The following is a 9025-nucleotide window of genomic DNA, read 5'->3' as shown; positions in this document are numbered from 1 at the left end:
TGCGATGGTTTTTCATGGGGCGTTGAAAGCCTGTTTGTCAAGGTTCACGCCCTCGCTACTTATTTTCGTAGCAAGGTGCTCAAATTCATCATAGCGGAAAGCGGCTTTGAGCTGCTGGCCCGCATCGAGCTCAAGGATAAAAAGACCGGGAGGTGTTTCAGATGAAAGCTGCTGACACCGAAAGCACCAGAGGGGTGCTCCAGGTCATTGAGGCCATCGGCCTGCCCGCTGTGCTGGAGCAATGCGCTGAGGAGCTGGCAGAACTGACCCAGGCCTCTCTCAAAATGGCCAGAAAGCTCCGGGGTGAAAACCCCACGCCGGTGACCCACGCACAAGCGGCAGCGCATCTGCATGAGGAGCTGGGGGATGTCCGCCTGTGCCTCAAGGTCCTGGATGTCGCTATGGGCGGATATAACACCACCGCCGTGGAGGCGGAAAAGCTCCGGCGCTGGCTGGAACGAATAACCCAAGAACAGAAAAACCCAGAGTAAGAGGTGCCCGCCCATGCAATATGACCGCAAAATAACAATATCAGCCGGAAGTAACCGGCGGGCCATGACCTGGAAACCCCAAACCATGCTCATCTCTGAGCTTTGGGCCAGGCTCCAGACCCCGGCCAGAGGCACGGAAACCCTGGCTGAATATCTGAATATGAAAAAGGCCCAGCAGGATGACCTCAAGGATGTGGGCGGCTTTATGGCCGGCACACTGTCCGGGCCCCGGCGCAAGGCCAACAATGTGACCGGGCGTGATGTCATCACCCTGGACCTGGACAACATCCCCTCCGGCGGCACGGAGGATGTCCTGCGCCGGGTGGAGGCTCTGGGGTGCGGCTATTGCATTTACAGCACCAGAAAGCACAGCCCGGCAGCGCCCCGCTTGCGTGTTCTGTTGCCCGTTGACCGGACCATGACGGCGGATGAGTATGAGCCCGCCGCCCGGAAGATGGCGGAATACATAGGCCTGGAGCTCATGGACCCCACCACCTTTGAGGTGTCCCGGCTCATGTATTGGCCATCCTGCTGCTCTGACAGCCAGTATGTCTACCGCTGGCAGGACAAGCCCCTCATCTCCGTCAACGGCCTGCTGGCCCAATATGCCGACTGGCAGGACTGCACCGCCTGGCCCCAAGTGCCGGGCGCTCTGAGCCTCCCCAAGCTGGCCGTCAAGCAAGGTGACCCGGAGGCCAAGACCGGCGTGGTGGGCGCTTTCTGCCGCACCTATGACATCTACCGGGCCATGGATGAGCTCATCCCCGGCATGTATGAGGCCGTGGACACGATGCCTGGCCGGTACACCTATCTGGGCGGCTCCACCACCGGTGGCGCTGTGATCTACGACAACGGCAAATTTCTTTACAGCCACCACGCCACCGACCCGTGCAGCGGGCGGCTGGTCAATGCCTTTGACATGGTACGCCTCCACCGCTTTGGGGACAAAGACGATGAGGCCCAGCCTGGGACCCCCACAAACCGCCTGCCGTCCTATAAAGCCATGTGTGAGCTGGCGGTCCAGGATGCCGATGTGGCCGCCCTGATGAGCCAGGAGCGCTACCAGGAGGCCGTCCGGGACTTTGAGGGCGTGGAGCCCACCAATGAGGAGGACCCCGCCAACTGGATGGCCAAGCTGGCCGTGAACACCCAGACGGGGCTCCCCAAGGCCACCATTGACAATGTGTGGATTATCCTGGAGCATGACCCCCTCCTAAAAGGCAAGTTTGCACTCAACCAATTTGCTGGCCGTGGTGAGGTCCTGGGGCCCCTGCCGTGGGACAACCGCACGGAGCGCCGCTTTTGGGATGACAACGACAACCAGGGCCTCTACTGGTACATGGAGAGATACCACCACATCACCGGCAATGGGAAGATTGACGGGGCCCTCTCCCTGCACTCCACCGCCCATGCTTTCAACGACATCCAGGACTATCTCCGGGGCCTGATCTGGGACGGGGTGCCACGCCTGGACACCCTTTTCATTGATTACCTGGGGGCCGTGGACAGTCCATACACCCGAGCCGTCACCCGCAAGTCATTCACCGCCGCCGTGGCCCGTGCCATGGTCCCCGGCACAAAGTATGACACCATGCTCATCCTGTCCGGGGCGCAAGGCCTGGGCAAAAGCACCCTGCTGGATAAGATGAGCCGGGGCTGGTTCAATGACAGCATCCGCACCTTTGAGGGCAAGGAGGCCTCTGAGCTGCTCCAGGGTGTCTGGCTGGTGGAGATTGCGGAGCTGGACGCTTTCCGGCGCACAGACATTGCCCGCATCAAGCAGTTTCTCTCCCTGCGGGCTGACCGTTTCCGGGCCGCTTATGGCCGCCATGTCAAGGAGCTGCCCCGCTGCTGCGTCTTTTTCGGCACCACGAATGTGAGCGCCTACCTCCAGGACAGAACCGGCAACCGCCGTTTCTGGCCCGTGGATGTGGGCCTGGGCCCCGTCACAAAGAATGTGTGGGCTGATCTGCCGGGAGAGATTGACCAGCTGTGGGCGGAGGCCGTGGTCCGCTGGAGGACCGGAGAGGCCCTTTTCCTCAAAGGCGATCTGGAGGAGGCCGCCAAGGCCAAGCAGGAGGAGCACCGTGAGGTGAGCACCCGGGAGGGCCTCATCACGGACTTTCTGGAGCGCCAGGTGCCGGAGGACTGGCCCAGCTGGCCGCTGGACCGCCGCCGCATGTTCTGGGCGGGGGCCGTGCAGGGTGATGTCAAGCTGGTGGACCGTGACCGGGTGTGTGCCCTGGAGGTCTGGTGTGAGGCCCTGGACGGCAAGCAGCGGGACATGAGATACAGCGACACGGCGGAAATCAACAGCATCATTGAGGCCTCTGCTGACTGGGAGAAAAGCGCCAACTCCATGCGCTTTGGCTATTGCGGAAAGCAGCGTGGTTTTCTCCGCCGGAGGGACATTTGACCCCCGGAACATTGAGCGGAACATTGGGTGGAACATTCAAAAAACGGCCTCCAATGTTCCGGGACATGTTCCGGGCAATGTTCCGGGCAATGTTCCGGGCAAAACCCTTGAAAACACTGGATTTTTTGGCAAGTGGAACATTGGAACATTCATTTTCTATTGATTGTGAAATAGAGGAAATAGAGAGAAAAAAAACTCTCTATCCCGCCTGTATGCGTATATGTATAGAAATCAATGTTGACAATGTTCCACCCCCTCAGATTGGAGGTTGAAAAGCATGAGAGAAAGCAGCATAGAAAGCTACCTTGTCCGCAAGGTGAAAGAGCATGGCGGCCTATGCTATAAGTTTGTATCACCCGGCAATCCTGGTGTGCCTGACCGCATCATCATCACCCCCACCGGCAAGACGGTGTATGTGGAGCTGAAAACAGAGATTGGGAGGCTGGCCAAGGTGCAGAAGTGGCAGCGGAGCGAGATGGAGAAACGGGGGGCGGATGTCCGGGTGCTTTATGGCCTGGATGCCGTGAAAGATTTTTTGAGGGAGGTTTTCACCGATGCAGTACACCCCGCATAATTACCAAGCCTACTGCATCCAGCGGGTGGTGGAGGACCCGGCCATTGGGCTGTTTCTCCGGCCAGGCCTGGGCAAAACCGTCATCACCCTCTCTGCCGTCAATATTCTCAAGTATTTCCGCTGGCAGGTGGCCAAGGCCCTGGTGGTGGCCCCCAAAAAGGTGGCAGAGGCCACCTGGAGCAAGGAGGCGGCCAAGTGGGACCATCTCCAGCATCTCCGGGTGTCCACCGTCCTGGGGAGCGCCAGCAAGCGCATCAAGGCCCTCAACACTCCGGCGGATGTCTATGTGACCAACCGGGAGAACTTTGAGTGGCTGGTGGACTACTACCAGCAGGCCTGGCCGTTTGATATGGTCATCTTTGATGAGAGCACCAGTTTCAAGAACTCCCAGAGCAAGCGTTTCAAGGCCGCCAAGCGCATCCGCCGGTTTATCAAGAAAGTGGTGCTGCTGACCGGCACGCCGTCCTCCAAAGGCTTGATTGATCTGTGGGCCCAGGTGTACCTCCTGGATGGCGGTGAGCGCCTGGGGCCGTCCCTGTCCGCCTACCGGGAGCGATACTTTGACCCAGACAAGACCTTTACCGACGTGGTCACCGGGGACTGGTTCGCCGGTTCCGTCCAGTTTGTCGCCAGCCGTGAGCTGTTCTCCGGCGTGGGCAACGGCGACTTTGCCCCCTATGAGGCCATGACCCGTTCCATGCTGGTCACCGTGCTCCACCGGCTGGAGGGCAGCCCCGCGCCTGGTGGGGCGAGCGGCTTCCAGGACGTGCCCAAGGGCTGCTGGTACAGCGCCGCGGCCGATTGGGCGGCGGAGCAGGGTATCACCAGCGGCACGGCTTCCAGCCGATTTGATCCCGATGCCCCCATTACCCGGGAGACCCTGGCCCTGATGCTCTACCGCTGTGCCGGCAGCCCTGCGGTTGCCTCTACCGGGAAGGTGGAAGGCTTCCAGGACGGTGAGCAGACCTCCGCCTGGGCCCGTGAGGCCATGGAGTGGGCCTGCGCCAACGGCATCCTGGGCGGCGACGCCAACGGACAGCTGCGGCCCCAGGACAACAGCACCCGTGCCGAGGTTGCGACCATGCTGACCCGGTTTGTGGCTCTGACCACCCTGTAACAAAAAACAAGCAGACGGCCCGGAATGTTCCGGGCCGCCTGCTGCATAGAGGGAGGGCCTCCGGCATATGCCGGAGGCCCTCCGTTTTTATTTATCAAAAGCAGGGTTGGTGAAGTAGACGTTTTTCTGGTCCATCTTCTCTTTAGCCAGACGGATCGCCTCGCCGAAGCGCTGAAAATGGACGATCTCCCGCTCGCGGAGGAAGCGGATCACGTCGTTGACGTCAGGGTCATCAGACATGCGCAGAATATTGTCGTAGGTCACGCGTGCCTTCTGCTCTGCTGCGTTTGTATAAGAACAACTTCAGGAGAGCCGACCCTTGAAGTCCTCATAGCCGAACTGCCGGACCACCCGCTGGTTACCGTCCTTGTCCCGCCAGACGATGGCGGGGAGAGGCATGCCGTTGAAGGTGTTGGTCTTGACCATGGTGTACAGGGCCATGTCCTCAAAGATCAGCCGGTCTCCCTCATGGAGAGGATTGTCAAAGGAGTAGTCCCCGATGATGTCGCCCGCCAGACAGGTTGGGCCGCCCAGACGGTAGGTGTAGGGCTTCTCGCCGGGCTGCCCGCTGTTCTGAAGGGGAGGCCGGTAGGGCATCTCCAGTACGTCGGGCATGTGGCAGGCGGCGGAGGTGTCCAGAATGGCGATGTCCATACCGTTGTGGAGGGTCTCCAGCACGCTGGTCACCAGAAATCCGGCGTTGAGCACCACCGCCTCGCCCGGCTCCAGATAAACCTCCACACCGTAGCGGTCTTTCACACGGCGCACCAGCCGGATGAGCCGTTTCCGGTCGTAGTCGGCACGGGTGATGTGGTGTCCGCCGCCCAGATTGAGCCACTTCAGTCCCTTCAGATAGGGGCCGAACTTGGCCTCAAAGGCGTCCAGCGTGGTCTCCAGGTCGTCGGAGTTCTGCTCGCAGAGGGTGTGGAAGTGGAGCCCGTCCAGCAGAGGCAGCTGGTCGGGGTTGAAATTGGCCAGGGTGGTGCCCAGCCGGGAGCCGGGGGCGCAGGGATCGTAGATGGCGTGGCCCTCCTGGGTGGAGCACTCGGGATTGACACGCAGGCCCACCTGCTTGCCCGCTTCTCTGGCCCGCAGGGCGTACTTCTCCAGTTGGCGGGGGGAGTTGAAGACAAAGTGGTCGGCGTACTCCAGCAGCGCTTCAAACTCGTCCTCCCGGTAGGCGGGGGAGAACACGTGGACCTCGCCGGGAAAGTGCTCCCTGCCCAGCCGGGCCTCGTAGAGGCCGCTGGCCGTGCTGCCGGAGAGATACTGTGCCAGCAGGGGATAGCAGGCGAACATGGAGAAGGCCTTCTGTGCCAGCAGGATCTTGGCGCCGGAGCGCTGGGCCACGTCCTTCAGGATCTCCAGGTTGCGGACCAGCCGCTCCTCATCCACCAGAAAATAGGGGGTGTGCAGCTCCGTCATGGCTCAGTCCACCAGGGCGGGGTTGTCGTTGATCTGCCAGGGCAGGCCCCACTTGTTCAGGGCGTCCATGTAGGGATCGGGATCAAACTCCTCCACAGTGTACACGCCGGGCTTGTTCCACTTGCCGGTCAGGAGCATCATGGCGCCGATCATAGCGGGCACGCCGGTGGTGTAGCTGATGGCCTGGGAGCCTACCTCCTTGTAGCACTCCTGGTGGTCGCAGACGTTGTAGATGTAGGCGGTCTTCTCCTTGCCGTCCTTCTTGCCGGTGAAGATGCATCCGATGTTGGTCTTGCCCACGGTGCGGGGGCCCAGGGAGGCGGGGTCGGGCAGGAGGGCCTTGAGGAACTGGATGGGCACGATCTGGTGGCCCTCAAACTCCACGGGAGTGGTGGACAGCATGCCCACGTTCTCCAGACACTTCATGTGGGTCAGGTAGCTCTGGCCGAAGGTCATGAAGAAGCGGATGCGCTTGACGCCGGGGATGTTCTTGGCCAGGGACTCGATCTCCTCATGGTGGAGGAGGTACATGTCCTTCTGACCCACCTGGTCGAAGTTGTACTCCCGCTTGATGGACATGGCGGGGATTTCAACCCAGTGGCCGTTCTCCCAGTAGGAGCCGGGAGCGGACACCTCCCGGAGGTTGATCTCGGGATTGAAGTTGGTGGCGAAGGGGTAGCCGTGGTCGCCGCCGTTGCAGTCCAGAATGTCGATGGTGTCGATCTGGTCAAAGAGGTGCTTCTGGGCATAGGCACAGTAGGCCTGGGTCACGCCGGGGTCGAAGCCGGAGCCCAGCAGGGCGGTGAGGCCGGCCTTCTCAAACTTCTCCTTGTAGGCCCACTGCCAGGAGTAATCGAAGTAGGCGGAAAAGCCCTCCTCCTTGCAGCGCTTGTCGTAGACGGCGCGCCACTCGGGGTCGTCAATGTCCTCGGGCTCGTAGTTGGCGGTGTCCATGTAGTTGACGCCGCAGGCCAGGCAGGCGTCCATGATGGTGAGATCCTGATAGGGGAGGGCGATGTTCATCACCAGGTCGGGCTGGACCTTCTTGATGAGGGCGATCACCTCGTCCACCTTGTCGGCGTCCACCTGGGCGGTGGTGATCTTGGTCTTGGTCTTGCCCTCCAGCTGGGCCTTCACGGCCTCGCACTTGCTGACGGTACGGCTGGCGATGCAGATCTCCTCAAAAACCTCGCTGTTCTGGCAGCACTTGTGAATGGCCACCCCGGCCACGCCGCCGCAGCCGATAATCAGAACCTTTGCCATGTTTCATTCCTCCTGTATGTTGAAAAATAACAGACATTCAATTTCCGCCGCTGAGGGCCAGCAGCATCTCGCGCACCACCTTGGCGGCCACCGCGTTGGACACGCCGCTCTGGTCGAAGGGAGGGCAGAGCTCATTGACGTCGCAGCCCACCACGTTGCAGCGACTGCACACCAGAGTCACCGCCCGGCGCAGGGCGTCAAAGGACACGCCGCCGGGCTCGGGGGTGCCGGTGCCGGGGAACACCGACGGGTCCATCACGTCCAGGTCCACAGTGAAATAGACCGGGGCGTCGCCCAGCCGCTTCACCACGTCCTCCAGACCTTCCAGGTCAAAAGGGTGGCAGGTCACATGGTCCTTGCCCCAGCGCCACTCCGCCCGGTCACCGGAGCGGATGCCAAACTGAAAAATCTTGCCGTCTCCGGTGAGCTCCCAGCAGCGGCGGATGACGCAGGCGTGGGACAGGGGCACGCCCAGATAGTCCTCCCGCAGGTCGGTGTGGGCGTCGAAGTGGATGATGGCCACGTCGGGATATTTCCGGTGCACCGCCCGGAAGGCGCCCAGGGTCACCAGGTGCTCGCCGCCGATGAGGAAGGGGCGCTTGCCGGCGGAGAGGATCTCCTCCGCTCTGGCCTCGATGTCGGCCAGAGCCAGCTCGGAGCTGCCCATGGACAGCTCCAGGTCGCCGCTGTCCAGCACAGCGCAGTCGGATAGGTCCCTGTCCTGATAGGGGCTGTACAGCTCCAGCCCGTAGGACTCCCGCCGCAGGGCGGAGGGGCCGAAGCGGGTGCCGGGCCGGTTGGAGGTGGTGGAGTCAAAGGGTGCGCCGAAGAGCACGGTCTCCGCCTGCTCAAAGGGGCAGTCGCAGCCCATATATACGTCAATCTGCGGATTCAACATTTTTCAGCAGCTCCTCTACGTAGGCGGGGATATAGAACGCGCCCTTGTGCAGCATGGTGGTGTAGTACTTGCAGCTGAGCTTCCGGGCGTTCCAGCGGACCTCGTCCAGGTCCCGCAGGGGATGGTATTTCTTGCTGGCAAAGCCGAAGAGCCAGTGGCCGGAGGGGTATGTGGGGATGTGGGCCTGGTACACCTTGGCGATGGGGAAGGACTCCACGATCCGCTTGTGGGCCCGCTGGCAGGCGATGGCGTCCTCCTGGTAGAAGGGGCTCTCATGCTGATTGACCATGATTCCGTCCGGCCGCAGGGCCTTGGAACAGTTGCCGTAGAACTCCCGGGTGAACAGGCCCTCGCCGGGGCCGAAGGGGTCGGTGGAGTCCACGATGATGAGGTCGTACTGCTCCACAGGGGTGCGGACATACCGCAGGCCGTCCTCGTAGTGGATGGATACCCGGGGGTCGTCCAGGCAGCAGGTTGTAAAGGGGAGATACCGCCTGCACACCTCCACCACCTGGGGGTCGATCTCCACCAGGTCGATGTGCTCAATCTCCGGATAGCGGCACAGCTCCCGTACCACGCCGCCGTCGCCGCCGCCGATGACCAGCACGTCCTTCATGTTGGGGTGGACTGCCATGGGGATGTGCACCATCATCTCGTGATAGATGAACTCGTCCTTTTCGGTGAGCATCATGTACCCGTCCAGGGTGAGAAAGCGGCCGAACTCCTGGGAGTCGAACACGTCGATCCGCTGGAACTCGCTCTGACCGCTGTAGAGCTGCTTGTCCACCCGGATGGACAGCTTTACATTGGGGGTGTGGGCCTCACGAAACCAAAGCTCCAT

8 protein-coding genes and 1 pseudogene are annotated in these 9025 nt (G+C 61.5%); 4 read left to right on the top strand and 5 right to left on the bottom strand.

All coding sequences use genetic code 11. The features are described 5' to 3' along the window. Positions 1-161 precede the first annotated feature (161 nt). The 4 genes from Q0K23_RS04575 (at position 162) to Q0K23_RS04560 (ending at position 4598) form a co-directional block, all read left to right on the top strand. Positions 162-491 (top strand): hypothetical protein, encoded by a 330-nt coding sequence (locus Q0K23_RS04575; RefSeq protein WP_294518351.1) that lies wholly within the window; start codon positions 162-164, stop codon positions 489-491. Positions 492-576: 85 nt separating this feature from the next. Beyond that, a complete protein-coding gene (locus Q0K23_RS04570; RefSeq protein ID WP_367179032.1) occupies positions 577-2907 on the top strand; it encodes a VapE domain-containing protein in 2331 nt (776 codons plus the stop codon). A 277-nt stretch (positions 2908-3184) separates the two neighbouring features. Then, positions 3185-3481: a VRR-NUC domain-containing protein gene (locus Q0K23_RS04565; RefSeq protein WP_294518347.1), complete on the top strand. Its 297-nt coding sequence runs from the start codon at positions 3185-3187 to the stop codon at positions 3479-3481. Continuing rightward, positions 3462-4598, top strand: coding sequence for an S-layer homology domain-containing protein (locus tag Q0K23_RS04560; protein WP_294518345.1), 1137 nt, complete (start codon positions 3462-3464; stop codon positions 4596-4598). Before Q0K23_RS04565 ends, Q0K23_RS04560 begins: the two co-directional genes overlap by 20 nt. A gap of 87 nt (positions 4599-4685) precedes the next feature. On the opposite strand, the pseudogene Q0K23_RS04555 reads toward Q0K23_RS04560, so the two are convergent. The 5 genes and pseudogenes from Q0K23_RS04555 to speE form a co-directional block, all read right to left on the bottom strand. Next, positions 4686-4883, bottom strand: a pseudogene (locus Q0K23_RS04555) (manganese catalase family protein); the annotation flags it as partial. Between the two features lie 18 nt (positions 4884-4901). After that, the gene (gene nspC / locus Q0K23_RS04550; protein WP_294518343.1) at positions 4902-6023 is read right to left on the bottom strand and encodes a carboxynorspermidine decarboxylase; all 1122 of its coding nucleotides are present in this window, start codon (positions 6021-6023) and stop codon (positions 4902-4904) included. 3 nt (positions 6024-6026) lie between these two features. After that, positions 6027-7286 carry a saccharopine dehydrogenase family protein gene (locus tag Q0K23_RS04545; RefSeq protein WP_294518341.1) on the bottom strand — a complete coding sequence of 420 codons (1260 nt, stop codon included), beginning with the start codon at positions 7284-7286 and terminating at the stop codon, positions 6027-6029. 37 nt (positions 7287-7323) lie between these two features. Further along, a complete protein-coding gene (gene speB / locus Q0K23_RS04540) occupies positions 7324-8184 on the bottom strand; it encodes an agmatinase (protein WP_294518339.1) in 861 nt (286 codons plus the stop codon). After that, positions 8165-9025, bottom strand: coding sequence for a polyamine aminopropyltransferase (speE, locus tag Q0K23_RS04535; RefSeq protein WP_294518336.1), 861 nt, complete (start codon positions 9023-9025; stop codon positions 8165-8167). The genes speB and speE overlap by 20 nt, the downstream gene beginning before the upstream one ends.

Source organism: uncultured Pseudoflavonifractor sp. (assembly GCF_944387275.1).
Taxonomy (GTDB): Bacteria; Bacillota; Clostridia; order Oscillospirales; family Oscillospiraceae; genus Pseudoflavonifractor; species Pseudoflavonifractor intestinihominis.
The sequence above is the reverse complement of the archived record's forward strand: the minus strand, read 5'-3'. Positions and strand labels throughout refer to the sequence as shown.

Coding starts and splice junctions, on each gene's coding strand:
- speE (WP_294518336.1), bottom strand. CDS start 9,025: ATGGAGCTTTGGTTTCGTGAGGCCCACACCCCCAATGTAAAGCTGTCC.
- nspC (WP_294518343.1), bottom strand. CDS start 6,023: ATGACGGAGCTGCACACCCCCTATTTTCTGGTGGATGAGGAGCGGCTG.
- Q0K23_RS04575 (WP_294518351.1), top strand. CDS start 162: ATGAAAGCTGCTGACACCGAAAGCACCAGAGGGGTGCTCCAGGTCATT.
- Q0K23_RS04545 (WP_294518341.1), bottom strand. CDS start 7,286: ATGGCAAAGGTTCTGATTATCGGCTGCGGCGGCGTGGCCGGGGTGGCC.
- Q0K23_RS04560 (WP_294518345.1), top strand. CDS start 3,462: ATGCAGTACACCCCGCATAATTACCAAGCCTACTGCATCCAGCGGGTG.
- Q0K23_RS04570 (WP_367179032.1), top strand. CDS start 577: ATGCTCATCTCTGAGCTTTGGGCCAGGCTCCAGACCCCGGCCAGAGGC.
- speB (WP_294518339.1), bottom strand. CDS start 8,184: ATGTTGAATCCGCAGATTGACGTATATATGGGCTGCGACTGCCCCTTT.
- Q0K23_RS04565 (WP_294518347.1), top strand. CDS start 3,185: ATGAGAGAAAGCAGCATAGAAAGCTACCTTGTCCGCAAGGTGAAAGAG.